Raw genomic sequence first — 24525 nt, 5'->3', positions numbered from 1 at the left:
CGCGAGTCTAAGAGGGCTCTGTGACACCCGCATATCAGGGCTTGCCAGGGGTGTCAGATGTTGCTATGGCGCGACTGGAGGCCCTGTTGTTGCGACTCGTTGCAGATCGAGCCTGCCCGCCCTGCTTGACGAATTCGATTACATCGGTAAACATACGCTTCGTTTACGAAAGTAATCGATAAACCAGTAACTCGATATCCCGACTGAGCCCGCTTGCCATGGCCAAGAAAGACGCAGCACCGCCGCCACCGATCAGCATCTCGGACGCCGAAGCCCAGGTCATGGAGGTGCTCTGGCAGCGCCACCCGCAAGGCGCCGACGAGATCGCCGAGGCCCTGGCCGAACGCCAGGACTGGCAGCTCGCCACCGTCAAGACCCTGGTCAACCGCCTGTTCACCAAAGGCGCCATCAGCGCCGAGAAAGACGGCCGGCGCTACCTCTACAGCCCGCTGCTGAGCCGCGAAGACTGGCTGAGCAGCCAGAGCCTGGGCTTGATCGACCGCCTGTTCCAGGGCCGGCTGACGCCGCTGGTGGCCCATTTCTCGGCCCAGCGCAAGCTCAGCGCGGCCGAGCTGAAGGCGCTCAAGCAACTGATTCAGGACTATGAAAATGACTGAGGCTTCCCTCGGCACCGCCCCGGCCGATCTGGCCACACAGCTGCTGCCCAGCCTGGGCTTGCAAACCCTGGTGCTCAGCGGCGCTCTGCTCTTGCTGTGGCTGCTGCGGCCGGCTTTGCTGCGTCTGCTGGGCGCAGGCGCCACCTACGCGGCCTGGCTGGCCCTGCCGCTGCTCCTGCTCGGCATGGCCTGGCCGCGCTCCGACGCCTTTGTGCCCGCGGTGGTGCTGCGCCTCCAAGCCCAGGCCTTGGGGTCCTGGAGCCCGGACTCCTTGCTCGACTGGTCGGCCTTGCCCGAGGCGGCGGGCGACAGCGCCGGCTTCGCTTGGCCTGTCTTGCTCGTCCTGATCTGGGCGCTTGGGGTGCTGCTGTGCCTGGGCCTGCTGGCCGCGCGTCATGCCCGCTTGATGGCGGGTCTGCGTTTCGATGCCGAGGGCGGCTGCTGGCGTTCACCGGCCGGCACCGGCCCGGCCCTGGTGGGCCTGCTGCGCCCGCGCCTGTGCCTGGCAGAGGATTTTGAGTCCAGCTTCAGCCCCGCCGAGCAGCGCTTGATCCTGGCGCACGAGGCCGTGCACCAGCAGCGCCGCGACAACCTCAGCCATTTGCTGGCTCATCTGATCTGCGCCCTGCACTGGTTCAACCCGTTGGCCTGGTGGGGCCTGCGCCGCCTGCGCGCCGACCAGGAGCTGGCCTGCGATGCCCGTGTGCTGCAAGCGCAGCCGCGCGCCGCCCTGGCCGCCTACGCCAGCGCCTTGCTCAAGGCCCAGGACCTGCAGTCCCTGACGCCCCATTTCCGTGGCAGTACCTTGGCCTGCAGCTGGCAGGCCCAACACCCTTTGCTGGAGAGAGTTCAGATGTTGAAAGCCCACCACCGCCTGCCGCAATGGCGCCGCCGCCTGGCCCTTTCCCTGACCCTGGGGCTCAGCCTCGGCAGCGCCGGCCTGGTTCATGCCCTGAAGCCCGCGCCGGCCACGGCCGCCAAAAAGCCAGCCGTGCCGCCGGTGCAGGCGGGCTATCACCTGGTGGAGACCGACATCGACATCCGCATCAATGGCGAGTTGAAGCGTGCCCTGCGCGGCACCACCTGGCAGTCCAAACCCAATTTCTTTTTCACCGACAAGCCGGGTGAATCGCGTCAGGACTCGTCGTGGTTGATCCGCATGGAACCCACAACGCTGGCCGATGACAAATTCCGTCTCGACTTGGTCATCCTGCGCGGAGACGCCAGCGTGCCCTACGCCTCGGGTGAGGATTGGCACGGCAATCTGCGCGTGGTTGCGAAGCCGGCGCTGATCGTCAAGGCCGGAGAGCCGGCCCGCATCGAAGTCAGCGACGACAAAGACGGCCAGGTGCTGCGCCTGGATCTGAACACCCACTGGGTGATCGCCGAAAGCCTGACCGTCCTCAAGCCAGTGGTGGACCGCCCTCAACCCTGAGGCACTGCCGGCCCACCCTCACGAGCTGATGAAGGCCGCTCCCAGTGAAGCGCGCGGCCGGGCCGACGGTGGCTTGCCGGCCTGGATCCAGGCCTGCAGGCTGGCGCCCAGGCTGTCCAGCGGGTGGCCGCTGGGCAGGGTGGCGGGGCGGCGTGTGAGGGCACGGTCCAGGCTGGCCTGGGCGGCTTGGGTCTCGCCCTGAAGCAGCTGGGTGTAGGCCAGGTCCAGATGGGCCGACCAGCTGAAGGCGGTGGCCGGGTCGGTGCTGGCTTCCAGCGCCGCCACGCGCTTGTCCTGCAGGCTGCGGCTGCGGGCCAAATCGCCCTGGCCGCGCGCGAGCTGGGCCTCCACCATCAGCAAGCGTGATCTGCCATGCGCTTCGCGGCGGTTGCTGGCGTCGATGGACTGCATGCAGAGCTCGGCCAGCGCGGCCTCGTCGAAGGCCAGGGCCACCTCGGCCAGGTCCAGGGCAATGCCGCTGCGCTGCCTTTGCGTGAGGCTGCTGTTCTGGCGCAGGCGATCGAGCAGCTGCATCAGCTCCTGCCGCGTGCGGCCTGGCATGGCTGGCACTTCGCTGCGGGCCTGCGGCGGCTTGTTGCTGCCGCCGGCGGTCTGCAGCTGGTGGCGGGTCTGGGCGATCAAGGCCATGCTGAGCAGGCGCAGCTGCGCGCTCTCGGGCCAGGTCTTGTCGCGCGCTGCCGTGTCGATCAGGCTTTGCACCTCGCGCTGCGCCTCGCCGTATTGGCCGCGTGCGAGGAAGTATTCGGGAATGAAGCCGCGGTGCTCCAGGAAGCTCAGGTCATTGCCCGGGCCCAGCACACGGTTCATGTCATCGATCAGCTTGCGGTGGGTTTGCAGCGCGCCCTCGAACTGGTTCAGTCGCAGCAGATCGGTCAGGTGGTTCTGGCGGATCACCAGCATCTGCATGGCCAGCTTGGGATCGCGCGTGTCCCACAGGTCGCGCGTGGCTTCCAGCGCGGCCAGGGCCTCGCGTGGCCGGCCCTGCTCGTTGCGCAGCACGCGCAGATTGTTGAGATAGTCGGCCCGCTCGAGCGCGCCGCCCGGGTGCAGGCGCTGCTGCAGGGCGCCGCTTTGGGTCAGGATGCGTTCGGCGTCGTCCAGCCGCCCCAGGTGCATGGCATTGGCGGCCAGCACCTGCAGGGTCAGGCTGTGCGGTTCGGAGATCTCGCCAAAGGTCTTGACGATGGCGCCGTGCAAGGGCTCGAGCAAGGCCATGGATTCCACATGGTGGCCGCTGATCTGCCACAACCAGGCCTGGCCCAGCTGGGCTTGCAGGGCCTGCGGGCTGCCGGCGCCGTGGCGCTCCAGGGCCAGCTGGGTCCATTGCTCGGCCAGGGGAAAGGCGGCGTCGAAATGGTTGAGGGCGCCAAAGGTGTTGCTCAGCACCTCGAGCAGGCGCAGCCGGGTGTCGGGGTCGTTGGCGAACTTCTGCGGCAGCTCGTCGCGGCTTTCCATCAGCAGCTGCAGCACGGTGGGCCACTGGCCGCCATGGGCCTCGGGCGTGGCGGTGGCCAGCAGGTCGGTCAGGTAGCGCGTCACCTGGTCGGACTGGCGCGCCGCGGCATCGGCCCGCTGCCACTGCCAGGTGGCCACGCCCAGGCCGGCGCCCAGGCTCAGCAGCACCAGGCTGCCCGCGCCCACCGCCAAGGCATTGCGGCGCAGCAGCAGGCGGGTGCGATGGCGCCAGTCTTCGCGGCGCACGCTCACCGGGCGGTGCTCCAGCCAGCGCTGCAGGTCGTTGATCAGCTCGCGCACGCTGCCGTAGCGATCGGCCGGCTTCTTGCGCAAGGCCTTGGCAACGATGGCCTCCAGATCCCCTTGGGCCAGCTGGGCATCGGCCGGCAGGCCCGGGCTGGCCGGGTCGTAGTGCGCGCCCGTGTGCTCCGCGGCCACGGCCAGGCGCAGCGGTTCATCATGCAGCAGCGCGCGCTCGGTGGCGGTGCGCTTGCTGCCGCGCGGCGCGAAGGGCAGGCTGCCGCTGAGCAGCTCGAACAGCATCACGCCGAGGGCGAAGACATCAGCCCGGGTGTCGATCAGGTCGCCCAGCAGCTGCTCGGGGGCGGCGTAGTTGAGCGTCAGGCTCAGGCCGGCCTGGCGGGTCAGGTCGTGGTTGGCGTCGCCCTGCTCGTCTTCCAGCAGGGCGGCGATGCCGAAGTCCAGCAACTTGGGCTGGCCATCGGCCTGCACCAGCACATTGGTGGGTTTGAGGTCGCGGTGCACGATCAGCTGGGCATGGGCGTGGTCCACCGCCTCGGCCACGCGGATCAGCAGCTGCACGCGCTCGGTCAGGCGCGGGCATTGGTGCAGCACATGGTCGTTGAGCGCGCGGCCCTCGACATGCTCCAGCACCAGATAGGCCTGGCCCTGGGCGCCGATGCCGGCGTCCAGCAGGCGGGCAATGCCGGGGTGGTTGAGCCGGCCCAGCACCGCGCGTTCGCGCGCAAAGCGGGCGCCCAGCTGGCGGGCATCGAGGTCGCTGCGCAGCAGCTTGATGGCGGCGCGGGCATGGTAGAGCCCATCGGCCCGCTCGGCCAGCCAGACCTCGCCCATGCCACCCTGGCCGATGCGCGAGAGCAAAGACCAGGCGCCCAGGCGCTGGGCCGGCGTCTGCGGGGCGGGCACCGGGGTGGTGGGCGTGGCTTCGTGCGTGGCCGGCTCGCGATCGACCGATACGGCGGCAGCCGGCCTCGGTGCCGGCTCGCGTGGGCTGGTGGTTGGGGCTGCAGCCACCCGTGGCCCGATGCTGGGCAAGGTGGCTTCATTGGCCAGCAGATCGGCCACCTGCCGGGCCAGCTCTGCATCTTCCTGGTGCAGCCGGGTCAGCCAGGCCTGCCGCGCGCCGGCGCTGAGATCCAGCGCTTCATTGAGCAGGGCGGACAGGCGTTGCCATTGGGCACGATCGGCAGACATGGGTGGGTAGAGGGGCGCAAGGCCGGATCAGCAGGAACATCAGGGGAAGGGCTGGGCGACTGTACGCCAAGCTTGTGACGGCCGAACCCCCCACTTGCCCCTAGCCATGAGCCCCGCTCCGCACCGGCCCGACCGTGGCCGGTGTCAGCGCCAGAGCTGCAGCAGCAGGGCCTTCAAGGCCGCTGGCTGCTGCATCAGCTGGCCGCCCAGCTGCTCGGCCAGAAAGGCCAGCTGCAGCCACAGCAACCAGACCACCGCCACGCTCTTGAGCGAGCTGGCCACCGAGGCCACATTGAGCTGTGGCGCAAAGCGGTTGATCAAGCCCATGGCCATGTCCATCACCCAGCTCAGCAGCAGGGCGGGCGCTGCGATCAAGAGGCTCAAGGCCATCAGGCGGCCGAAGCCGGTCTCGAACAGGCGCGCGCCGCCGGGCCACAGGGTCAGGTCTTGCCCATGCAGGGGCAGCAGGGCATAGCTGTCCAGCAAGCTGCCCACCATCAGCATGAAGCCGCCGCTGCTCATGAACACCCAGCCCCCCAGGCGCGAGAGCAGGGCGCCGTTCAGCGAGGTCTGGTGCCCGCCCAGCGGATCGACGATCTGCGCCGTGGTGGCGCCGATCTTGGTGTCGATGATCTGGCCCGCCGCCTCAAAGGCCCAAAGCAGCAGGGCCCAGAAGAAGCCCAGCGCCGCACCGATGAACACCTCGCGCCCCAGGCAAAGCAGCAGGCCCCAGGCATCACCCCAGGGCAGCTTCGCCTGCAGCAGGGCCGGCCCTTGCAAGGCCATGGCCAGGCCGGCCAGGCTCATGAAGATGGCATTGCGCACCAGGCTGGGCACGACATCCTGGCTGAACAGGGGCAGCAGCAGGAAGGCCGTGGCGATGCGCGCGGCGCACAGACCCCAGAGCAGCAGGGCCTGGCCCAGATCCAGGGTGGCGAGAAAGTCCATGCGGCGCGCCCGCGCTCAGCGCCGCACCAGGCTGGCGAAGTCGCTGAACACCCGGTCGCTGAACTGGTACAGCCCGCCGCCCAGCAGCGAGGCGGTGACGAAGAGCGTCAGCACAATGGCCAGGAACTTGAGCAGAAAGGGCAGGGTCTGCTCCTGCAGCTGCGTGGCCGCCTGCACAAAAGCCACCAGCAAGCCGACCACGGCCGCCACCAGGATCGGCGGTGCCGACAGCAGCAGCACAAACCACAGCGCCTGTTGCGTCAGCTGGATCACTTCGTTGTTCATGGGTTTGGGCCTCAGTGGTAGGTCAGGATCAGGCCGTGCACCAGCTTCACCCAGCCGTCGATCAGCACGAACAGCAGCAGCTTGAAGGGCAGGGACACGGTGGTGGGCGAAAGCATCTGCATGCCCATGGCCATCAGGATGTTGGCCACCACCAGATCGACCACCAGAAAGGGCAGGAAGATCAAGAAGCCGATCTCGAAAGCCACCGACAACTCGCTCACGGTGAAGGCCGGCACCACGACGATGAAGTCGCGCTCGCTCAGGGCTTCTGCCGCATCGGGGGGCAGGGAGCGTTGCGCGGTCTTCAGAAAAAAGGCGCGCTCCAGCGGCCGGGTGTGGCGGATCAGGAACTCGCGCAGCGGTTCCTTGGCCTGGTCGGCCGCGGCCAGCATGGCCTGGGCATTGCTGCCCAGGGGCTTGTCACCGATGCGCTGCTGCATCTGCACCCCGACCGGGTACATCACATACACGCTCAGCACCAGGGCCAGGCCATTGAGCACGATATTGGGCGGGGTCTGCTGCAAGGCCAGGGCATTGCGCAGCAGGCCGAACACCACCACCAGCTTGGTGAAGGAGGTCACCATCACCGCGACGAAAGGCGCCAGCGACAGCAGCACCACCGTCAGCAGGGCCGAGGCGGGCGAGAACTGATTCAGATCCATGCACGCTCCGCCTGCAGCTGGGCGCAGCGCTCGGGCGCGCACAGCTCGGTCACCCGCAAGGCCTGACCCCGGCCCCAGGCCAGGCGCTCGCCGCGCGCCAACTCGCAGTCGGGCTGCTGGCCGCTGCGGTCCACCCACCACAGGCTGATGAGCGTGGAGGGCAGCAAGGCCGTGGCCAGCGGCGCCCAACCGAACAGGCGCTCGGCCGGCAGGGGCTCGGCCAGGGCCTGGCGGAACTCCAGCACGCCGCTGCCCGGCGCGCGCGCGGCCAGGCCGCTGGGGCGGTCGAACCAGCTGGCTTCGCTGCCGGCGCACAGGCTGCGCCCCCAGGTCGGGGCCATGGCGGTGCAGGCGGCGGGCAGGCGCAGCCAGGCCTGCCAATCGCTGCAGAAGCTGGCCTCGATCAGCAGCACGCTGCCCAGGGCCAGGCCGGCCAGGTCTTCGGGGGGCAGGTCTTGCCGGCCCAGCAGCAGCTCGGCCGCCAGGGCCGGCCATTGCAGGCCCAGCAGGGGCGGCGGCGCGGGGCGCTGGAACAGGGGCGCGGCCTCCAGCTCCAGGCCTTGCGGGCCGCCGAACTCGTCGGTCCGGTGGCCCCAGGCGATGGCGGCGCGCAGCCGGCCCGGTGCGGTGCCGGGGCCCGCCGCCTCGGCCGGTGCCCAGTGCAGCAGCTCGCCCGGGGCCAGCCAGTCCTCCAGCGCATCGAGCCAGGTGGCTGCGCGGTGCAGCAGCAGGGCGGCCTGGGCGGGGCTGTGCAGCTCGGGCGGCAGCAGCAGCTGCACGGGGCCGCTCGGGCTGTCGGCGGCCAGGCTGAGCCGGGTCGCATGGCCCTCCGCCGCAGGCTCGTGCAGGCGTTCGCCCCGCGCTGCGGGTGCTTGCGGGGCCGGGCTCAGCATGCGCCCTCCACCTGGCGGCTGACCATCATGCGCGTCAGCTCGGCCACCGAGCGTGCGCCCATCTTGCCCATGCCGCGGGCGCGGTAGAGCTCGATGGTCTTGACCGAGAGCTGCATGCGGTCGGCGATGTTCTTGTTGTAGATGCCCTGGATCACCCAGCCCAGCACCTCGCGCTCGCGCGGCGCCAGCGTGGCCTCGCGGCGGCGGAACTCCTGCGCGCCGGGGCTGTCGCCGGCCTCGGCCTTGCTGTGCGGGCCGGCCTCGTCCTCCGGCGCGATCTGCTTGGCCTGCTGCTGCCGCGCTTCCATGCGGGCAAAGGCCGCTTGCAGCGCGCGCTCCAGGGCCTCCTCGTCGAGCGGCTTTTCCAGAAAGCTGACCGCGCCTTTTTGCATGGCGCGCACCGCCAGGGCCACATCGGCATGGCCGCTCATATAGACCACGGGCAGGTCCAGGCCGCGCTCGTTCATGCGGTCATGCAGATCCAGGCCCGAGATCTCGGGCATGCGCACATCCATCAGCACGCAGCCGCGCTCGGCGCTCGGATGCCGGCCCAGGGCTTGCAGCGCCTGCTCCGGGTCGCCGAGGGCCTGCACCTGGTAGCCGGCGGCATCGAGCCAGAACTCGGCCGAGGCGCGGAAATCGGCGTTGTCGTCGATCAGGTAGATGGTGGGTGAGGGCTGGGACATCGGGCTTCACTCCAGGCGGATGGGTTGGGGAGAGGGCGCGGCCAAGCGATCCGCCGCGCTGGCGGGGGCGCCGCTGTCGAGCGGCAGGTCGATGTGGAAGCTGCAGCCGCGCTCGGGATTGCGGCTGAACCAGAGCCGGCCCTGGTGCAGCTCGATGAAGGAGCGGCAGATGGCCAGGCCCACACCCATGCCCGAGGGCTTGGTCGAGGCGAAAGGCACGAACAGGTTTTTCTCCGCCGCCTCGCTCAGGCCGCAGCCGTTGTCCTGCACCTGCAGCAGGGCCTGGCCCTGCTCGCTGCGCAGGCGCAGACCCAGGCGCGGTACCGTCTGGGCGGGAGGCTGGCGCATTGCGTCCAGGGCGTTGCGCATCAGATTGACAAGCACCTGCTGCAGCATCACCGCGTCGCCGCGCACCAGCAGGGGTTGGCTGGGCAGGTCCAGGCTCAGCTGCACCTCGCTGCGCTGCAGGTCCCAGTCCAGCAGGCCCAGCGATTCACGCAGCAGGGCCGCAAGGTCCAGGCGCTGCAGGCGCGGTTGGCGCGAATGGGTGAACTCGCGGATGCGCGTGATCACCCGGGCCGCAAAACTCAGCTGTTCCAGCGCCCGTTCGAGCGCGCCGCTTTCCTCGCTGCTGAGCGCGGCGGCGGGCTTCTCGGCCGCGCGCCGCGCCAGGCGCATGCGCAGGCCGCGCAGCAGATTGCTGGCCGCGCCGATGGGCTGGTTCAGCTCATGGGCCAGGGTGGTGGCCATCTCGCCGACCGAGATCACGCGCGAGGTGAAGAGCAGCTGCTCGCGGTCGTCCAGCTGGCGCTGCAGCACGCGGGCGCGCTCGCGCCGGTCCTTCAGGCGCAGCAGGCAGCGGCCCGGGGCCAGGGGCAGGGCGCTGGCCTCCCACTGCGCGGCGGGGCTCAGGCTCAGCGGCTGCAAGAGGCCACTCGGCGCCAGCGCCTGCAGGGCCAAGAGCAGGCCAGGCAGGGCCGCATCGAGCGCTGCCAGGTTGCTGCCTTCCGGCAGGCTGGGCCAGGCGGCCTGCCAGGTGCGCGAGGCCCAGACCAGGCGGCCTTGCTCCAGCAAGGCAGCGGTTTCGCCCAGGCGGCTGAGCAGACTCAGGCTGTCGGCCGAGAGGCGCTCGCTCCCGGCTTCGGCGTCAGTGTGGGTGTCACAAACAGCAGCGTTCATCGTCATCCTCGTTCAATTCCAGTCCGTCGAGCCGCACATCCAGGGCTCCGGGCTGGCCAGCAGCCACACGCTCCACTGCGGGCCCAGGGCGCTGCGAAAGGCGCGCGCCGCATCCAGGCGCAGGCCCAGGTCCTGCCAGCGCTGCCCGGCCTCGCACAGCGGGCCCAGCTGCAGGGCGATGCGGGCGCGCGCCTGGCCGGGCTCGGGGCTGGGGCGCAGCTGCCAAGCCAGGCCGGGCGAGGGGGCTTCTTTCACCGCATGGGCGATCAGGCAGGTGGCCGGGCCCGCGTCAGGGCGGCCAGCCGCTGCGGCATGGCGCCACTGCATCTGCACCCGCCAGCGCGGACCGCTCAGGCTGAAGCCCGCGGGCCCAGTCTGCCCATGCAGCAGGGCCGCCCAGCCGGCCAGGGCGCCGAGCTCAGAGCCTTGCGTGGACAGGGACTCGGCCGGGCAGGCCAGCAGCACACGCCGGCCCAGCGCCCATTGCTCGCGCGCACGCTGCAGGATCAGCCGCGCCTCGGGCAGGCTTGATTGCTGCCAGCGCCGCAGCAGCAGGGGGCGCCAGTCGGCTGGCTCGGCCTCTTCGGCCGCGCCGGGGCGGGCCGGGCTTCTGTGTTCTTTCGCCGCGCGGTGTTCCTGCTCCTCCTCTTCCTCCTCAAGCTCGGCCTGCACCGGTGTCGGGCGTGTGCGCGCCAGCTGGGTCGGGTCGGCCAGCAGGCTGCTCAGGCGCAGGGGCTGGCTGGGCGCCACGGCTTGGGCCGCGGCGGCTTCGGGCGGCAGCTGGGCCTGTTCGGCCGGCTCGGCGCTCTTGCCGTCCGCGCCGCCGACCGTGCTGGTGATCGGGCTGCTGGCGCCCAGACCCTCCTGCGCGCTGCGCCAGAGCGCGCTCATGCGCAGGTTCTGGTCGAGAGGGCTCAGGCCGCTCACCGCAGCGAGTCCTTCGACGCCACTCATGCCCGCCCCTCGCGATGGGCGCGCAAGCCGCGGGCACGGCGCGCACGTGGCGACAGGGCGAGGCTGTCCTGCCAGGCACTGCGCTCCAGCTGGGCGTAGACGGCTGTCTGGCCTTCGTACGCGTCCAGCCCCTGCTCGGCAAAGCCCAGGGCAGCCAGACAGGCCCGGGCCGAACGGTTGGCCGGGTGGCAGGTGGCCCAGACGCGCGCCAGGCCCAGGCCCTCGAAGGCATGGCGCAGCAGCAGCTCGCCGCCTTCCAGCGCCAGGGCACCGCCCCAGGCGCTGGGCAGCAGGCGGCTGCCCAGCTCCACCGCCTCCGGCCCACGGGCGGGCAGGGGCATGAGGTTGAACCAGCCGATGAAACGCGGCGTCAGCCCCGGCTCGGCCTGCGGCGTCGAGGCATGCCAGATGCCCAGGCCCTCGTGCTGGCGGTAGAGGGCCTGGATGTTGTGCAGAAAGCGCCAGGCCACCAGGCCCTGGTCCAGGGCGGCATCGTCCAGCAGCCAGGCGCGCAGGCGCGGCTCCTGGTGCATGGCCACCAGGTCCATCAAGTCCTCGCCCCAGAACTCGCGCAGGGCCAGGCGTGGGCCGCGCAGCCAGGGTTCGGGCCGTTGGTTGGGCAAGGGGCTGGGCAACAGGAGCGGCGTGAGCATGGGGCGGGCGTCGGCCTCAATCGTGTCCATGCGCGTCCTCCTCGGCGCTGTTGTCTTCATCGGCCCGGCTCGGGGCGCGGCCCTGCAGGCTCAGGCCCTCCAGCTGCAGGCCTTTGCGACGCAGGCGCTCGCTGAGCGCCTGGCCTTGCTGTTGCAGCAGCAGGCGCTGCTCCTGCCCGGCCGTGTGGGCCAGCGCGGGCGCGGCCAGCTGCAGGGTCCAGGCACTGCCGCCGCCCGGGGCCAGGGCCTGGCGCTCGGCCTGCAGCAGCCAGCCGCTGTGCAGGGGCTGCGGATTCAGCTCCAGCTGCCACTGCTTCGCTTCCGCGGAGCTGGACGCGTCGGGCAGCATCGGACGCGCCGGCTCGGGCAGAGGCGCGGCGCTGGGGCCAGGTCTTGCCGGCTCGGCGGGCGCCGGCGGGCGCAGCGGCGCCGGGCCCTCGCTGGCGGCGGGCGGGGCATCTGTTGGGATAGGGCGAGGCATGGCCGGGGGTGACCAAGTCGGCAGTGCAAGCTGGGCCAGGGCCTCGGCGGGCAGGCGGGCTGCTTCTTCCTCGCTTGCCGCGCGCTTGTGGCTGCGAGGTGTCGGGGCCGCGGACTCGCGCTGCGGCGTTCGCGGCGGCTGCTGGCGCTGGCGCAGGCTGCGCTCAAAGCGCAGGGCCAGGCTGTCGAGCGCGGTCCCGGGCTCGGTGCCGGACGAACGCTCCGGGGCGCCGGTGTCCTTCGGCGTTTCGGATGAGGCGGGGCTCAGGCGCATGGTCGGCGTTCCTCCAGCGCCAGTTCGCGGCGCTTCTCCTGAGCGGCCAGGCGCTGCTGGCGCTGGGCCTGCAACAGGCCCTGGGCCAGGTCCTCGCGCTCCTGCAGCCGGGCCAGCTCTTGCTGGCGCGCACGCAGCGTGTCCTGCGCCCGCTCCAGCGCGTGCTCGTCGTCCAGCAAGGCGTATTCCTCACGTTCCAGCCATTCATCGAGCTGGGCCTGGCGGGCGCCGGCTTGAGCGCTCCAGCGCGGCAGCTGCGGCGCCAGGCGGCCGCCCAGGTCCTCTTGCAGTTGCTGGCGTTCGCGGCGCCGCTGCTCGATCCGCCGCTGGCGTTGCTGCACGGCCTCCTGCGCCTCGGCCAGGGCTTGCGCGGCCTGGGCCCAGGCACTTTCGGCGCGGCGCCGCCGCAGCTGGCGCAGCTGCAGCAGCTGCTGGGCAGACGCGGGCTCCAGCTGCAGATGGCGCAGCTCGCGCAGCTGACCGTGCGGGGAGGCGCTCGGGTTCATGCCAGGGCCTCGCGCAAGGCGGCCTGGGTCTGCTCCCAGCGACTGGCCTCCAGCGGCGGCTGGCGCAGCAGGGCCTGCAGCTGCGGCAGGCGGGCGATGGCCTCGTCGGCCAGTGGGTCGCCGCCGGCCCGGTACTCGCCCACGCGCAGCAGGAACTCCACCTCGGCATGGCGGGCCAGCAGGCGCCGCAGATGGGCGGCCTGCGCCTGCTGCTCGGGCGTGGTGACGCGCTGGAACACGCGGCTGACGCTGGCCAGCACATCGATGGCCGGGTAATGCTGCTGCTGCGCCAGCTTGCGCGAGAGCTGCACATGGCCGTCGAGGATGGAGCGCACCTCCTCGGCGATCGGGTCCTCGCCGTCCTCGTCCTCGGCCAGCACGGTGTAGAAGGCGGTGATGGAGCCTTGGTCGTCATTGCCGGCGCGCTCGAAGAGCTGGGGCAGCTCCGCAAACACCGAGGGCGGGTAGCCGCGCCGCACCGGCGGCTCGCCGGCCGACAGGCCCAGCTCGCGCAAGGCGCGGGCGTGGCGTGTGACCGAGTCCATCATCAGCAGCACCCGCTGGCCCTGGGCCCGGAAGCCCTCGGCCAGGGCGGTGGCGGCCAGGGCGGCGCGGGCGCGCTCCAGGGCCGGCCGCTCCGAGGTGGAGACCACCAGCACCGAGCGGGCCAGGCCCTCGGGGCCCAGCGCGTCCTCGATGAACTCGCGCACCTCGCGGCCGCGCTCGCCGATCAGGGCGATCACATTGACATCGGCCCGCGCATGCCGGGCCAGCATGCCCAGCAGGGTGGACTTGCCGCCGCCGGCCATGGCGAACACGCCGACGCGCTGGCCCTCGCCCACGGTCAGCAGGGCGTCGATGGCGCGCACGCCGGTGCAGAAGGGCTGGGCCACCATGCGCCGGGTCAGCGGGTGGGGCGCCGGGCGCATCAGGGGCACGCGCGCCAGCCCGGCCGGCAGGGGGCGGCCGTCCATGGGCTCGCCCAGGCTGTCCAGCACCCGGCCCAGCAGGCCGGCACCGCAGGGCAGGCTGGCCTGCTCGGCCGCCACCTGCACCAGGGCGCCGACCGGCAGGCCTTGCAGCGAGCCAAAAGGCGCCAGCAGCAGTTCACCGTCCAGGTAAGCGACCACCTCGGCGCACAGCGCTGGATGCTCGGGCCGGGCCGGGTCGAAGACGCGGCAGCTCTGGCCGATGCGCGCACGCAGGCCACGCACGCGCAGCAAGGTGCCCAGGGCTTGCACCACCCGGCCCTGCTCGGCCACGGCCTGGGTATGCTGGAGCTGGTGCAGCAGCTGCGCGGTGGGGCGGGCCTCGGCTGCGGGCAGGGTGGCTGTGTCCATCAGGGCTGTACCTCGATGTCCACCGCCACGCCCAGGCCCCAGCTGGCGGCGATGCGGGCCAGCTGGGTGGCCAGGGCGGCATCGGCTTCGCCAAGGGCCGAGCTCAGGCGGCAGGCCTCGCGCGGCAGGGCGGCGTCGGCCAGCAGCTGCATCTGGCCAGACGCCAGGCTGGGCGCCAGCAGCTCGCGCAAGCCCTGTTCATGCGCGGGGTGCACGCGCAGCAGCACCGGCGCCGCCTCGGGCAGCAGGCTGCGTGCGGCTTCCTGCGCCAGGCGGGCCAGTTGCTCTGCCTCGGGCAGCTGGCCGATCAGCTTGCGCGCCACCTGCAGGGCCAGCAAGGCCGCGTCCTCGCGGCGGCTGTGCAGGGCCTGTTGCTGGCTGCGCTCCCAGGCTTGCAGGGCCGCGGCCCATTCCTGCTGCACGGCGGCCAGGGCGGCCTGGCGGCCCTGTTGCAGGCCTTGGGCCAGGCCCAGGGCCTGGGCATCGGCATGGGCTTGCTGGCAGCGCAGCTCTTGTTCGCGGGCCAGCTCCAGCAGGCGCTCGCGCAGGGCTTGCAGGCTTTCGAACTCGGGCAGCTCATGAGCCGCGAACAGGCGGCGCGGGCTGGCCAGCGAGGGGGCGTGCTCATGCCACAGCAGATAGCTCATCGCGAGTCTCCCGGGCTGTCCGGAATCGAGAGGGTCAGGCCTTGCGCCAGCGCCTGCGCGCGCTGCAGCAGGGCCTGGGCATGGGCGGCCGGCATCATCAGCTCGGCCAGCGGCGCCAGGGCCTGGCTGGCGGCATGGCGCAGGGCGCCGTGCGGCAGGGTGCCGATCAGCACGGCGGCGCCACAGCTGCGCAGCAGCTCGGCCACGGCCGCCGGGTCTTGGGGGCTGGGCTCGCTCAGCGGCCAGTCGGGCAGCTCGGCCGGCAAGCTGGCATCGCGCGCCCGGTCGGGCTCTTGCAGCAGGGCTTGCACAAAGCTCGGGCCCAGGGCTTGCAGCAGGGCCTGCACGCGCGTGCGGCAGATCCAGCGCCGCAGAGCCGGGGCGCAGAACACCGCGCCCACCTGCATCTGCAGCTGGCGCAGCTCGGGTTCGGGGCGGGCCAGCCATTCCGGGGCGGTCTCCAGCGCCTGCCAGCTGAGCTGGGGCGTGGCGCGCGGGGCGCTGCGCATCAGGCGCAGGGCCAGGCGGGCCAGTGCGGCCTGGTGCTCGCGCAGCCGGCGGCGGTCCTGCAGATGGGGGTGGTGATCACGCATGGGGCGTGCCTCCGGGGGCGCTGGTGGGCAGGGCCAGCTCGGCGCCGGGCTCCTGGCGGGTGGCCGCACTGCGACGCTGGCGCAGCAGCCAGGCAACGCCGACCAGGCTCAGGCCGGCCAGGCCCAGGCTCAGGGGCCAGAGGGCCGAGGCCTGCGTGGCCACCGGCGCCTCGGCGGCCGGGCCCCGCTGGGCCGGGCTGGCCGGGCTCGCGGGAAAGAGGGCCACCGTCACCTTCTCGGCCGGCAGGCCCTCCACGCTGTTCACCACCAGGGCGCGGATCTTGGGCGCCAGCAGGGCCAGGTCGGCATCGGGCCGGTGCTTGATGAAGATGGAAGCGGCCGAGGGTTGGGGCTTGTCAATCAGCGGATGCTTCTCGGGCACGACCAGGTGCACGCGCGCCGCCACCACGCCGTCGATGCTGGCCACCGTGTGCGAGAGCTCTTGCGAGAGGGCATAGAGCAGGCGGGCGCGTTCCTCCAGCGGCGTGGAGACAAAGCCCTCGCGCTTGAAGACCTGGCCCAGGTTGTCGAAGCTCTCGCGCGGCAGGCCCTGGGCGCGCAGCAGGCGCACGGCGGGCGGAAAGTCCGCCGCCTGCACCTGCACGGCGTAGGCTTTTTCTTCGCGCAGCTTCTGCGCCTCGATGCCGGCCTCGCGCAAGGCGGCCACCACCTCGTTGGCCTGGCGTTCGCTCAGGTCGGCGTACAGGGTCTGCTCCTGGCAGCCGGCCAGGGGCAGCAGGGCGGGCAGGCAGATCAGCAAAGCGCTCAGAGGGCGTCGCATATCGGGCTCCTAGCCTTGTTGGCGGAACAGCTGCTGCAGCCCGTCCGAACTGCGGTTGGCAATGTTCGAGGTCAGCTGGCAATGGAACATGAACTCCTGGCAGCGCAGGGTCAGCTGCACAACTTCGCCCGGGCTCAGGTCGGCGCCGGCCTGGCGCGCGGCTTCGGCCATCTGGGCCAGGCTGCTGGCTTCGCTGTTGATGTGGTCGAAGGGCTTGAAGACCTGGGCCACGGCCGTGGACGGGGCGGACACCGGCTCGGGGCCCAGGGCCGAGCCTTGGCTCTTCAGCTGGGCGCGCTGCAGCGCCTGCTCGAAGCCGCCCAGGTCGGCCAGCGACAAGCCATAGCCGGCGGACAGGCCCGCAGACTGGCCCGGGTTGGGTGCGCCCAGCCCCAGGGTGGGGCCGGCGCCCAGCGGCGCTGCCAGTGCCGCGGACGAGGAGGCGATGGCCAGGCTGCTCATTGCTTGCGCGCCATGGTTTCCAGCGCCGAGCCCACGGCCGCCAGGGCGGTGTGCGAGGCATTGCTGAGGTAGCCCATCTCCATGGACATGGCGGTCAGCTGGGTCACATCGGCCGGCTTGTCCTGGCCCTGGTCCATGGCGGCGGACTTGGTGCTGATGGCGTCGGCCTTGGCGTCCAGCACCTTGCCCCAGGCGTCGGCCATGGCTTCGAACCAGCTGCCGTTGCCGCTGCTGCTGCCGCCGGCGATGGAAGAGGTGTTGTTGATGCTGCTGCGTTGGATGTTGTTGCTCATGATCGTGGTCCTCGTGAAGGGCTGTGGTTCTGGGGTGGGGGTGAAGGCGGTTCAGAAGTCGATGCGGCTGGTGCGGCCTTCGCGCTCCAGCAACAAGGCCTGGGGCTGCACAGCCACCAGGCGGTGGCCGCTGGGCAGGACGGCGCCGACGAAGTAACGCGCACCATCGGCGGTGATCAGATGCGGCAGGCCCTGGCTGACCAGGGCGACGATGCGCTTGCCCGGCTCAGCGCCGGCCGAGGGCAGGGTGGGCAGGCGGCTGTCGCTGGCGGCTTGGGCGCTGGCGTCTGCCCGCACCGGGGCGGGTGGCGCGTTCAGCTCCAGGCTGCGCAGCTGGGGCAGGGCGCTGCGCAGCTGGGCCAGGGCCTGCTGCCAGGCCTCGGGAGAGGGGCCGGGCTGGGCGCCGGAGGCCGCGGGCGCAGCCGGCTCCAACCGCACCTGGCCGAGGCCGAAAACGTTTGCACGCGCTTGGAAGCCTTGCATCTGCAGCAGTTCCTCCACGGCCGCGGCCAGCTGGCTGTCGACCTGCAGCGCCTGCATCGAGGGCAGGGGCGGCCGCAGGCCCAGAGCCAGCAGGCGCTGTTGCAGCTGCGCCTGCTGGCTCTGGCCGGCCACACGGCCGCTCAACACCGGCTGGCCCTGGGCATCGCGGCTCAGCTGCAGGGCCGCGAACTCGGGCTCACGCTGCAGCTGGCTGATCAGGGCTTGCAAGGCGGGCATGGGGTCGCGCACCGGCGCGGGCGCGGCGGGCCGCCCCTGCCAGGCCCAGGCCAGGCCGGCCAGGGCCAGGCCGGCGCCGGCCGCGGCCAGCCAGAGCTCGTGGCGACGCGTCGGGCCTGCGGGGGCCGCTGTGTGGCCTGCTCCGTGGCCGGTATCGCCACTTAGCTCCGCCACGGCCAGGGGCTCGTCCGTCGAGGCGGCCCGGGTGCTGACCGGGTGCAGCGACCAGATGGCGGCCGTGCGCTCGCCAAAAGCCAGCACCAGATCCGGCCCCAGCTGCAGGGCGCAGTGGGCCGGCCAGTCGAAGGCCTCGCCGGCCTGCAAACGCTGTTCACCGAGCAGGGCCTGACCTTGCAGCAGCTCGGCGCGGCACAGCGGGCCTTCGAGCTGCAGGCGCAGCAGGGCGGGCTCGCGCGCCTGCAGCAGCAGATCGGCCGATTCGGCCTCGGGCCAGTGCAGGGCCGGGCCGGCCGCCAGACTCAGGGCCCGGCCCGGCCGCAGATCGGCCCGCGCGCCCGCTTGCGTGCCGCTGAGCACGCGCAGCTCCAGCGCCGGCAGGGCGGCGAAGCTGGGTTCCTGGGCGTGGGGCTGCGCGGGGCGGCTCATGGCTGGCTGCCTCCGGCGGGGGGCAGGGTGCTGTCGCTGGCGGCCGGCGCCGGGCTGGGCTCGGCGGCCCGGCCCAGTGCGCTCTCTGCGGCCGCCAGGCGGCCGGCCGAGGCCAGGCGCGGCGTGATCAGGAACATGCGCTCGACCCGCGAGCCCTTCTCGCTCTGGCTGCGGAACAGCGAGCCCAGCAGGGGCAGATCGCCCAGCACCGGCACCTTGTCCTGGCCGCTGGAGCTGCTGTCGCGCACCATGCCGCCGATCAGCAGGCTCTCGCCCTCACCGATCAGGGCCTGGGTCTGGATGGTGGCGCGCTCGACCACGGGGATCTGGTCCACCTGGTTGGGCGTGACGTTGCCGTCCTCCACCTGCACCAGCAGCTTGATGCGGGTGCGCTCCTTGTCCACGAAGACATGCGGCATCACGCGCAGCGAGGTGCCGGCCGTGATGTTGAACAGGTCCACCTGTTCGCGCCCGGCCACCCGCACGTAAAAGGTGGAGCTGTGGTCGAACACCGCCTCGACATTGGACAGGGTCAGCACCTGCGGGCTGGACACCACCTTGGCCGCGCCACTGCCCTGCAGGGCATTGATGCGGGCGACGAACTGGTTGCGGTTGCCCAGCACGGCCGAGACAAAGCCGCCGCGGCCGCTGGGCGTGACATCACGGTCGCCGCGCAGGACCAGATCGCTGGCCGTGCCGCGGCCGAACAGCAGCTCGCTGCCGCCGCCACCCGACCAGCGCCAGTTGATGCCCAGCTCGCGCAGGCGGTCGGTGTTGATGTCGATGACGGTGGCCTCGATCTCCAGCGCCTGCGGCTCCACATCGAGGGCCTGGATCAGGGCGGCATAACGCTCCAGCTTCTCGGGCTGGTCGCGCACGATGATGGCGTTCAGGCGCGGGTCGGCCTCGATGCGCGGGCCCGGGCCGGGGCCGGCGCTTTCCGCACTGGGCTCGGCCGCCACACTGCGCGGTGCCAGGGCGGTCTTCAGTGCATCGGCATCGCGGTCCTTGGCTGCGGCGTTGGCAGCGCCTGCGGGAGGCAGGCCCAGGGTGCCGCTGCCGGCTTGCAGGCCTTGGGCTGCCAGGCCCTGACCGCGCAGGCCGGCCTGGTTGCTGGGACGCTCGCGGCTGGTGTTGCTGCTGTGGCTGACGCCGCTGGGCGCCGCGCCGACCAGGGCACGCAGGATGCTGGCCACGCCGGGCACGGTCAGGCTGCGGCCGGCCATGGCCATGTTCACATCCTGGGCCCAGGCGTAGCGCAGGTAGTAGACGCGGAAGTCCTCGCGCCCGACGCTGGGCTTGGCAGGGGCCTGGGCCGGGTCCAGGGCGCGCGCCAGCTCGGCCACCATCTCGATGAAAGCGGCATGGCCGCGCGCCTGGATGGCGCCATCGGCGCTGCGGCGCAGGCTGTTCTGGGCGTCGACGAGCTGCAGCTCCTCGGCGCTGCGCAGCAGCTTCTGCGCGGCCAGGGCGTTGAGGCTGAAGCTGCGCTGCTGGGCCTCGCGGGCGCTGGCGATGTGGGTGGTGTTGCCGTCGTGGAAGACCAGCAGCTTGTAGGCGCGCGCGATCTCGCGCAGCAGCTGCTGCGCCGGCATCTGGCTGAAGCGGCCGTTGACCTGGCCGCGCACGCCGGGGCTCAGCGCCACCGGCGCTTCCACCTGGGCGAACAGGTCTTCGAGAAAGGCGTCCAGGCCCTGCTCGCGGGCCGAGAGGGTGACCGGGCGCTCGCCCACCGGCCAGGGCACGGCCTGGGCCGGGCTGGCCAGCAGGACCAGGCTCAGCAGCAGGGCGCGACCGGCCGCAGGCAATGGGCAAAGAGGGGGCAGGGCACAGGGGAACATGGAGGGCTTCATCGCTCAGGCCGCCTCTTGCAGCAGCGGCGCCTGGGGCAGGTCCACCCGCTCGGCCACATCGAGCTGCAGGCTGGGGCTCAATTCATGGAAGGACAGCACCGGGTGGTCGAAGCACTCGGCCTCGATCAGCCGGCGCACATGCCAGCGCACATCGACGGCGGTGACGATGGCGCGGGCGCCGCTGCGCGCCAGGCTGGCCTGCAGCGCGGCGCTGATCTGCTGGGCCAGCTGCGGGTCCAGGGCCAGCTGGGCCACGCCGCCGTTGACGCGGATGGCCTGGCGCAGCAGGTCCTCCAGCGCGGGGCTCAGCATCAGGCAGGGCAGGCGGCCATCGGGCGCCAGGCGGTGGCTGGTCTGGCGCTTGAGTGCAATGCGGGCGAACTCGGTCAAGGTCTGCACGTCTTTTTCACGCTGACCGGTTTCGGCCAGCGACTCCAGCACATCGCGCAGATTGCGGATCGACACCTCCTCGGCCACCAGCCGGCGCAGCACCTCGGCCACGCGCTGGATGGGCAGGCTGCGCAGCACCTCCTTGACCACATCGGGCAGCTCGGTGGAGGCGCGGGTCAGCAAGGCCGTGGTCTCCTGGATGCCCAGGAAGAGCTGGGCATGGCGGCGCAGCACCTGCTGCAGCTGGGCCAGCAGGGCCTGGCGGTCCATGCCTTCCTGCAGCGGGCCTTGGGCGATGGGCACCTCGTAGGCCAGCAGCTGCCAGCCGGGCTCGGCCTGGCTGGCGTTCGCTTGCCCGTTCGCATCGGCGCTTGCGATGCGGGGCGTGCGGCCATGCAGGGCGATGCGTGGCAGCTGCAGGCCGGCGGCCAGCTGGAACTGCTCGGTCATCTCGCCCAGCTCCTGGGCCAGGCGCTGGCCGGCCTCGCCCTGCAAGGCTGCCGGCGGCAACAGCAGCAGCAGGGGCAGGGCCGGCGGCAGCTGGGCTTGCGGCGCGGCCGCCACCGGCTTGGCCGCCTGGGCCCGGGCGGCCTGCAGCTGCGGCAGGGCGCGGCCGCTGGCGCGCTGCCAGCGGGCCGCCCATTCGGGCATCAGCAGCAGGCCGGCGGCCATCAGCACCGCGCCCAGCAGCACAAACACGGCGGCCGGAAAGCCCGGCACGGTGGCGAACAGCATGCACACCCCGGCCGCCACCACCAGCACGCGCGGCTTGGCGCTGAGCTGGCGGCGGATGGCATCGCCCAGGTGGCGCTCGTCTTCGTCGGCGGTGCGGGTGACGATCAGGCCGGCGGCCATGGCGCCCAGCAGGGCCGGGATCTGCGCCACCATGCCCTCGCCGATGGACAGGATGGAGTAGCTGTGCATGGCCTGGCTCAGGCTCATGTCCTGCTGCAGCACGCCCACCGAGAGCCCGCCCAGCAAGTTGATGGCGATGATGATGATGCCGGCGATGGCATCGCCCTTGACGAACTTCATGGCGCCGTCGAGGCTGCCGTGCAGCTTGGATTCCATCTCCAGCGTGCGGCGCTTGCGCTTGGCCTCGTCCTTGTCGATCAGGCCCGAGCGCAGGTCGGAGTCGATGGACATCTGCTTACCGGGCATGGCGTCCAGCGAGAAACGCGCCGCCACTTCGGCCACCCGCTCGGCGCCCTTGGCGATGACGATGAACTGCACCACGGTGATGATCAGGAACACCACCAGGCCCACCACCAGATTGCCGCCGGCCACCAGCTTGCCGAAGGTGTCGATGATGTGGCCGCCGTTGGCGTGCAGCAGGATCTGGCGCGTGGTGGCAATGGACAGCGAGAGCCGGAACAAGGTGGTGATCAGCAGCACGCTGGGAAAGACCGCAAACTCCAGCGGGCTGCTGATGTAGATGGCCACCAGCAGCAGCACCACGCCCATGGCGATATTGGCGGCCACCAGCAGATCGAGCAGCCACAGCGGCAGGGGCAGCACCATCAGGGCGATGATGGCGATCACGCCCGCCACCAGCAGCAGGTCGACGTAGCGCGCCAGCAGGCTGTCTTCGCCCAGGGCCGCGGCGCCAGCGCCCTGGCGCAGGTAGGCGTGCAGGGCGCTCATGGCGCGGCCGCCCAGTCCCGCAGGCCCTGGTAGGCGCCCAGCACCTGCTGCACATAAGCCTGTGTCTCGGCATAGGGCGGCACCCTGCGGCCATGGCGCTCCACCGCGCCTTCGCCAGCGTTGTAGGCCGCCAGCACCAGGCGCAGGTCATTGCCAAAACGAGCCTGCAGGGTTTTCAGATAGGCGGCGCTGGCCTCGACATTCAGCGGTGCCTGCATCAACTCGCGCACCGGGTCTTTCAGGCCGAAACGCTTGGCCGTGGCCGGCATCACCTGCATCAGGCCGCGTGCGCCGGCCGGTGAGATCGCCTGAGGGTTGTGGCGCGATTCGACATGCGCAATGGCATGCAGCAGCAGGGGGTCGATGTCATGCCGCTCGGCGGCGGCGCTCAAGGTGCCGGCCACGCCGACGATGCGCTGTGTCTGGCCGGACTGACCGTTCCTGGTGGTGATGGGCGCGCGGCGGCTGAGGTGCGTGGTCGCGGCGACGGGGGCCTCGGACTGGGACTGGGTGTTCGTCTGCAAGGAACCCAGCTGCAAGATGCCGGAGACCGGGCCGCCCTCATACAGGTCCAGCTGGGCTGAACGGCTGGCCGCAGCGGCCGATGCGGGCGTGGGCTCGGTCTGTGCCAGTTCGGTACAGCTTTGTTCGATCAGGCGGAATTTGCTGCCGGCGTGGAACTGGCGGGGGCTGGGCGCGGCGATGGCATCGGCCGTCGAAGGCAAGCTGCAGCTCATGGCTTGGAGGGTCAGTGGGGTGACACCCAGACACACAGCGAGCAGGGCTCGCAATGGCTGCAGACCGCAGCGTCGTGCGCTGGAGGCTGAAGGCATTTCCGGCATGGCCAGGCGACCATGCGCGCGGTCCACCGGGTGACCGCTGTCTTGTGGGTACTGCATTTTTTGACCACTCCCTGAATGCCTCGCACTATCCCGGCGCGATGTGCTGGCTTCAAGACCCGGAAGCGGAGTTTGTAATCAAGTGTGAGCGTCAGCGGATGGGTCGAGACTTCGCCTTCAGGTGTGTAAATAGCGGGTTAGCTGTACATCCCCCCTAGGACATAGTTGCTTACAAAAGATACGGATCTGTCATCGGCAGCCTGTCGGCCCTGCTTCAAAGTGTGCGTTTGTTCACGCGCTTCTGCGCGGGGTCGGTCCTGGCTCTGCCTCGCTTGAGCAGCGACAACAGCCCCTGGCAAGCGCACAGAAAGCATGAGATGGCCGAGAGCGGCGGCGACAAGACCGAGAAGCCCACACCCAAGCGATTGCAGGACGCGCGCAAGAAGGGCGATGTGCCCAAGAGCCGCGACCTGGGCACGACGCTGACCCTGCTCGTGTGGCTGGGTTTGTTTGCCGCGCTCTTGCGCCCTGCAGCCCAGCGCCTGCAGGCGCTCAGCGAGCAGCTCTTCCATGCCCTCGCTCAGGGCTGGGATGCCGGTGGCTTCATCCTGGTGGCGCGCTCCCTGGGCGGGGCGGCGCTGGAGAGCCTGCTCTGGATCTGCCTGCTCCTGCTGCTGCCCGTGGTGGCGGTGGGCCTGCTCAGCGAGTTTCTGCAGGTGGGCGCGATCTGGGCCATGGACAAGGTCACGCCCAAGATGGAACACCTGAACCCGGCGGCCGGCATCAAGCGCATGTTCTCGATGGACAGCCTGATCGAACTGCTCAAGAACATCATCAAGGCCAGCCTGCTGCTGTTTCTCGCCTGGCTGCTGCTGCGCTCACGCCTGCCGCAGTGGCTGGGCCTGGCACGCCAGGGCGGCGAAGACCTGCGGCCCCTGGCGGCCCTGCTCTGGGATGCCAGCTGGCGGCTGTGTGCCTGGGCCTTGTGCGCCTTCTTGATCGTGGCCTTGCTGGACCTGCTGTGGCAGCGCCACTCCTTCACCAAGAAGATGCGCATGAGCCTGCGCGACATCAAGCAGGAGTACAAGGACAACGAGGGCGATCCCATGATCAAGGCCCAGCGGCGCCAGGCCCATGCCGAGTGGGCGCAGCAGAACTCGAACCAGGCCGCCCGCACGGCCAATGCGCTGATCGTCAACCCCACCCATGTGGCCATCGCCATCGACTACGAGCGCGAGCGCTGCCCCGTGCCCCTGATCAGCGCCAAGGGCGAGGGCGATGTGGCGGCGGGCATGCGCGCCGCGGCCGAGCAGGCGGGGGTGCCCATCGTGCGCAATGTGCCCCTGGCCCGCGATCTGCTGGCCCGCGCCGAAGTGGGCGAAGCCATCCCGCCCGATCTGTTCGACATCATCGCCGAGGTCATCCTCTGGGCCGCCGAGGTGCGTGAGGACCTGGTGCGGGCTTCGGAGCCGGCCGCAGGCGCTCAGACCGGGCCGGGCGCCGAGGCCGACTCCACCGCGAGGCGCAGCCCGGTCCCCGGTGAAGACCTGACGCCCTATGCCGCACTGCGTGGCCGTTATCGACCCGAGCCTGCTGCCGCTGCTTCGAATGCGGACAACCCTAGTTGGGGCCGTTCCTGACTGCCGATGGTCCTGACTTACGAAAGTGAGTTGAAAGGCGTGAAATTCATTCCGTCGGCACTGCAAGCCAAGCCCGCGAATCACCAACCCGTGATCCACGGACTCAAGGCAGCGGCCCTCAAGCAGCTCGCTTCCGACAGGAAGTGAACCTTTGTTTTCAAACCCGGCCTTGCCACCAGGTCTTCTTAAGCAAACGACCGGCCAAGGCCCCCTC

Annotated in this window: 24 protein-coding genes; 3 read left to right on the top strand and 21 right to left on the bottom strand. The window is 71.1% G+C overall.

Features of this window, described 5'->3' with window-relative positions; all coding sequences use genetic code 11:
• Positions 1-218: 218 nt before the first annotated feature.
• Positions 219-617, top strand: a complete 399-nt coding sequence (locus OOB33_RS02295) for a BlaI/MecI/CopY family transcriptional regulator (protein ID WP_271007488.1) — start codon at positions 219-221, stop codon at positions 615-617.
• The gene (locus OOB33_RS02290) at positions 610-2052 is read left to right on the top strand and encodes a M56 family metallopeptidase (RefSeq protein ID WP_271007487.1); all 1443 of its coding nucleotides are present in this window, start codon (positions 610-612) and stop codon (positions 2050-2052) included. The genes OOB33_RS02295 and OOB33_RS02290 overlap by 8 nt, the downstream gene beginning before the upstream one ends.
• Before the next feature lie 18 nt (positions 2053-2070).
• On the opposite strand, the gene OOB33_RS02285 is transcribed toward OOB33_RS02290, so the two are convergent.
• From OOB33_RS02285 to OOB33_RS02185, 21 genes are all read right to left on the bottom strand, one after another.
• The gene (locus OOB33_RS02285; protein WP_271007486.1) at positions 2071-4983 is read right to left on the bottom strand and encodes a serine/threonine-protein kinase; all 2913 of its coding nucleotides are present in this window, start codon (positions 4981-4983) and stop codon (positions 2071-2073) included.
• A 144-nt stretch (positions 4984-5127) separates the two neighbouring features.
• Entirely contained in the window at positions 5128-5931 is an 804-nt protein-coding gene (gene sctT / locus OOB33_RS02280) for a type III secretion system export apparatus subunit SctT (RefSeq protein WP_271007485.1), read from the bottom strand.
• Between the two features lie 15 nt (positions 5932-5946).
• Entirely contained in the window at positions 5947-6216 is a 270-nt protein-coding gene (gene sctS, locus OOB33_RS02275) for a type III secretion system export apparatus subunit SctS (RefSeq protein ID WP_102769071.1), read from the bottom strand.
• Positions 6217-6227: 11 nt separating this feature from the next.
• The gene (gene sctR / locus OOB33_RS02270) at positions 6228-6872 is read right to left on the bottom strand and encodes a type III secretion system export apparatus subunit SctR (protein ID WP_271010004.1); all 645 of its coding nucleotides are present in this window, start codon (positions 6870-6872) and stop codon (positions 6228-6230) included.
• Positions 6869-7771, bottom strand: a complete 903-nt coding sequence (locus OOB33_RS02265) for a hypothetical protein (protein WP_271007484.1) — start codon at positions 7769-7771, stop codon at positions 6869-6871. The genes sctR and OOB33_RS02265 overlap by 4 nt, the downstream gene beginning before the upstream one ends.
• On the bottom strand, positions 7765-8457 hold the full coding sequence (locus OOB33_RS02260; RefSeq protein ID WP_102769074.1) for a response regulator transcription factor: 693 nt from the start codon (positions 8455-8457) through the stop codon (positions 7765-7767). The genes OOB33_RS02265 and OOB33_RS02260 overlap by 7 nt, the downstream gene beginning before the upstream one ends.
• Before the next feature lie 6 nt (positions 8458-8463).
• Positions 8464-9636 (bottom strand): sensor histidine kinase, encoded by a 1173-nt coding sequence (locus OOB33_RS02255; RefSeq protein ID WP_271007483.1) that lies wholly within the window; start codon positions 9634-9636, stop codon positions 8464-8466.
• A 12-nt stretch (positions 9637-9648) separates the two neighbouring features.
• A complete protein-coding gene (locus tag OOB33_RS02250) occupies positions 9649-10590 on the bottom strand; it encodes a hypothetical protein (protein ID WP_271007482.1) in 942 nt (313 codons plus the stop codon).
• Positions 10587-11273 carry a GNAT family N-acetyltransferase gene (locus OOB33_RS02245; RefSeq protein ID WP_271007481.1) on the bottom strand — a complete coding sequence of 229 codons (687 nt, stop codon included), beginning with the start codon at positions 11271-11273 and terminating at the stop codon, positions 10587-10589. The genes OOB33_RS02250 and OOB33_RS02245 overlap by 4 nt, the downstream gene beginning before the upstream one ends.
• Positions 11260-11997, bottom strand: coding sequence for a hypothetical protein (locus tag OOB33_RS02240; protein WP_271007480.1), 738 nt, complete (start codon positions 11995-11997; stop codon positions 11260-11262). Before OOB33_RS02240 ends, OOB33_RS02245 begins: the two co-directional genes overlap by 14 nt.
• Complete coding sequence (locus OOB33_RS02235) at positions 11988-12503, bottom strand: hypothetical protein (protein WP_271007479.1); 516 nt, start codon at positions 12501-12503, stop codon at positions 11988-11990. Before OOB33_RS02235 ends, OOB33_RS02240 begins: the two co-directional genes overlap by 10 nt.
• Complete coding sequence (locus tag OOB33_RS02230) at positions 12500-13843, bottom strand: FliI/YscN family ATPase (RefSeq protein ID WP_271007478.1); 1344 nt, start codon at positions 13841-13843, stop codon at positions 12500-12502. The genes OOB33_RS02235 and OOB33_RS02230 overlap by 4 nt, the downstream gene beginning before the upstream one ends.
• Positions 13843-14490, bottom strand: a complete 648-nt coding sequence (locus OOB33_RS02225) for a FliH/SctL family protein (RefSeq protein ID WP_271007477.1) — start codon at positions 14488-14490, stop codon at positions 13843-13845. Before OOB33_RS02225 ends, OOB33_RS02230 begins: the two co-directional genes overlap by 1 nt.
• The gene (locus OOB33_RS02220; RefSeq protein WP_271007476.1) at positions 14487-15083 is read right to left on the bottom strand and encodes a hypothetical protein; all 597 of its coding nucleotides are present in this window, start codon (positions 15081-15083) and stop codon (positions 14487-14489) included. Before OOB33_RS02220 ends, OOB33_RS02225 begins: the two co-directional genes overlap by 4 nt.
• Complete coding sequence (sctJ, locus tag OOB33_RS02215) at positions 15076-15864, bottom strand: type III secretion system inner membrane ring lipoprotein SctJ (RefSeq protein ID WP_271007475.1); 789 nt, start codon at positions 15862-15864, stop codon at positions 15076-15078. The genes OOB33_RS02220 and sctJ overlap by 8 nt, the downstream gene beginning before the upstream one ends.
• A 9-nt stretch (positions 15865-15873) precedes the next feature.
• Positions 15874-16326 (bottom strand): hypothetical protein, encoded by a 453-nt coding sequence (locus OOB33_RS02210; RefSeq protein WP_271007474.1) that lies wholly within the window; start codon positions 16324-16326, stop codon positions 15874-15876.
• Positions 16323-16619 (bottom strand): hypothetical protein, encoded by a 297-nt coding sequence (locus OOB33_RS02205; protein ID WP_207795981.1) that lies wholly within the window; start codon positions 16617-16619, stop codon positions 16323-16325. Before OOB33_RS02205 ends, OOB33_RS02210 begins: the two co-directional genes overlap by 4 nt.
• A gap of 51 nt (positions 16620-16670) precedes the next feature.
• Positions 16671-17945, bottom strand: coding sequence for a SctD/MshK family protein (locus OOB33_RS02200; RefSeq protein ID WP_271007473.1), 1275 nt, complete (start codon positions 17943-17945; stop codon positions 16671-16673).
• Positions 17942-19786 (bottom strand): type III secretion system outer membrane ring subunit SctC, encoded by a 1845-nt coding sequence (gene sctC, locus OOB33_RS02195; RefSeq protein WP_271007472.1) that lies wholly within the window; start codon positions 19784-19786, stop codon positions 17942-17944. Before sctC ends, OOB33_RS02200 begins: the two co-directional genes overlap by 4 nt.
• A gap of 15 nt (positions 19787-19801) precedes the next feature.
• Complete coding sequence (locus tag OOB33_RS02190; protein WP_271007471.1) at positions 19802-21832, bottom strand: FHIPEP family type III secretion protein; 2031 nt, start codon at positions 21830-21832, stop codon at positions 19802-19804.
• Entirely contained in the window at positions 21829-22731 is a 903-nt protein-coding gene (locus OOB33_RS02185) for a lytic transglycosylase domain-containing protein (protein WP_271007470.1), read from the bottom strand. Before OOB33_RS02185 ends, OOB33_RS02190 begins: the two co-directional genes overlap by 4 nt.
• Positions 22732-23003: 272 nt before the next feature.
• On the opposite strand from OOB33_RS02185, the gene sctU reads away from it, so the two are divergent.
• Complete coding sequence (gene sctU, locus OOB33_RS02180; protein WP_271007469.1) at positions 23004-24311, top strand: type III secretion system export apparatus subunit SctU; 1308 nt, start codon at positions 23004-23006, stop codon at positions 24309-24311.
• Positions 24312-24525 lie beyond the last annotated feature (214 nt).

Origin of the sequence: Paucibacter sp. B51, from assembly GCF_027863535.1 — a bacterium.
Lineage (GTDB): Bacteria > Pseudomonadota > Gammaproteobacteria > Burkholderiales > Burkholderiaceae_C > Paucibacter_A > Paucibacter_A aquatilis.
The sequence above is the reverse complement of the archived record's forward strand: the minus strand, read 5'-3'. Positions and strand labels throughout refer to the sequence as shown.

Coding starts and splice junctions, on each gene's coding strand:
- OOB33_RS02295 (WP_271007488.1), top strand. CDS start 219: ATGGCCAAGAAAGACGCAGCACCGCCGCCACCGATCAGCATCTCGGAC.
- OOB33_RS02290 (WP_271007487.1), top strand. CDS start 610: ATGACTGAGGCTTCCCTCGGCACCGCCCCGGCCGATCTGGCCACACAG.
- OOB33_RS02285 (WP_271007486.1), bottom strand. CDS start 4,983: ATGTCTGCCGATCGTGCCCAATGGCAACGCCTGTCCGCCCTGCTCAAT.
- sctT (WP_271007485.1), bottom strand. CDS start 5,931: ATGGACTTTCTCGCCACCCTGGATCTGGGCCAGGCCCTGCTGCTCTGG.
- sctS (WP_102769071.1), bottom strand. CDS start 6,216: ATGAACAACGAAGTGATCCAGCTGACGCAACAGGCGCTGTGGTTTGTG.
- OOB33_RS02265 (WP_271007484.1), bottom strand. CDS start 7,771: ATGCTGAGCCCGGCCCCGCAAGCACCCGCAGCGCGGGGCGAACGCCTG.
- OOB33_RS02260 (WP_102769074.1), bottom strand. CDS start 8,457: ATGTCCCAGCCCTCACCCACCATCTACCTGATCGACGACAACGCCGAT.
- OOB33_RS02255 (WP_271007483.1), bottom strand. CDS start 9,636: ATGAACGCTGCTGTTTGTGACACCCACACTGACGCCGAAGCCGGGAGC.
- OOB33_RS02250 (WP_271007482.1), bottom strand. CDS start 10,590: ATGAGTGGCGTCGAAGGACTCGCTGCGGTGAGCGGCCTGAGCCCTCTC.
- OOB33_RS02245 (WP_271007481.1), bottom strand. CDS start 11,273: ATGGACACGATTGAGGCCGACGCCCGCCCCATGCTCACGCCGCTCCTG.
- OOB33_RS02240 (WP_271007480.1), bottom strand. CDS start 11,997: ATGCGCCTGAGCCCCGCCTCATCCGAAACGCCGAAGGACACCGGCGCC.
- OOB33_RS02235 (WP_271007479.1), bottom strand. CDS start 12,503: ATGAACCCGAGCGCCTCCCCGCACGGTCAGCTGCGCGAGCTGCGCCAT.
- OOB33_RS02230 (WP_271007478.1), bottom strand. CDS start 13,843: ATGGACACAGCCACCCTGCCCGCAGCCGAGGCCCGCCCCACCGCGCAG.
- OOB33_RS02225 (WP_271007477.1), bottom strand. CDS start 14,490: ATGAGCTATCTGCTGTGGCATGAGCACGCCCCCTCGCTGGCCAGCCCG.
- OOB33_RS02220 (WP_271007476.1), bottom strand. CDS start 15,083: ATGCGTGATCACCACCCCCATCTGCAGGACCGCCGCCGGCTGCGCGAG.
- sctJ (WP_271007475.1), bottom strand. CDS start 15,864: ATGCGACGCCCTCTGAGCGCTTTGCTGATCTGCCTGCCCGCCCTGCTG.
- OOB33_RS02210 (WP_271007474.1), bottom strand. CDS start 16,326: ATGAGCAGCCTGGCCATCGCCTCCTCGTCCGCGGCACTGGCAGCGCCG.
- OOB33_RS02205 (WP_207795981.1), bottom strand. CDS start 16,619: ATGAGCAACAACATCCAACGCAGCAGCATCAACAACACCTCTTCCATC.
- OOB33_RS02200 (WP_271007473.1), bottom strand. CDS start 17,945: ATGAGCCGCCCCGCGCAGCCCCACGCCCAGGAACCCAGCTTCGCCGCC.
- sctC (WP_271007472.1), bottom strand. CDS start 19,786: ATGTTCCCCTGTGCCCTGCCCCCTCTTTGCCCATTGCCTGCGGCCGGT.
- OOB33_RS02190 (WP_271007471.1), bottom strand. CDS start 21,832: ATGAGCGCCCTGCACGCCTACCTGCGCCAGGGCGCTGGCGCCGCGGCC.
- OOB33_RS02185 (WP_271007470.1), bottom strand. CDS start 22,731: ATGCAGTACCCACAAGACAGCGGTCACCCGGTGGACCGCGCGCATGGT.